Origin of the sequence: Blautia sp. MSK20_18, assembly GCF_020553125.1 — a bacterium.
Classification (GTDB): domain Bacteria; phylum Bacillota; class Clostridia; order Lachnospirales; family Lachnospiraceae; genus Blautia_A; species Blautia_A fusiformis.
This window is the reverse complement of the sequence record NZ_JAJCGR010000104.1, coordinates 1-376: the sequence shown is the minus strand read 5'-3', so window position 1 is coordinate 376 and position 376 is coordinate 1. Positions and strand designations below refer to the sequence as shown.

Genomic DNA, 376 nt, shown 5'->3' with positions numbered 1-376 from the left:
TCCGGGATTTCACGCTCTGCATTGGTCAATCCGTCATCCCATTTCTTAGTAATGGTCACGGTATCGGTCGTCTTATTATCCTTGAAGTCGTAAATACCTTCTCTGCTCTCCTCACCCGCTTCAGCATCGCCCTCTTTGCTGCCCGCTTCGTTCGTTTTATCTACGCCATCTTTACTCCTGGTACCCCCCCCGAAATATTCTGACTATTCTGATTACTTACATCTGCGGCATAAGCCCTGACCACCAGCCCATGCCCGCTTCCAGGCAGCATCGCTGCACCGGCCATCACCGCCGCATCCAGTGCCATCCCAGCAGCCATCTTTTCAAACATACATCTGTTTCTCATTTTATTCCTCCTTCTGAATCAATCTGTATA

2 protein-coding genes are annotated in these 376 nt (G+C 49.7%); one reads left to right on the top strand and one right to left on the bottom strand.

Annotated elements, in window-relative coordinates:
- Positions 1-203 (top strand): hypothetical protein (locus LI091_RS18425; protein WP_265191456.1); only part of this gene is annotated, 203 nt, incomplete at its 5' end.
- Here LI091_RS18425 and LI091_RS18420 read toward each other — a convergent pair.
- On the bottom strand, positions 161-346 hold the full coding sequence (locus tag LI091_RS18420; protein WP_265191455.1) for a hypothetical protein: 186 nt from the start codon (positions 344-346) through the stop codon (positions 161-163). The two genes, LI091_RS18425 and LI091_RS18420, sit on opposite strands and share 43 nt — an antisense overlap.
- Positions 347-376: the final 30 nt, after the last annotated feature.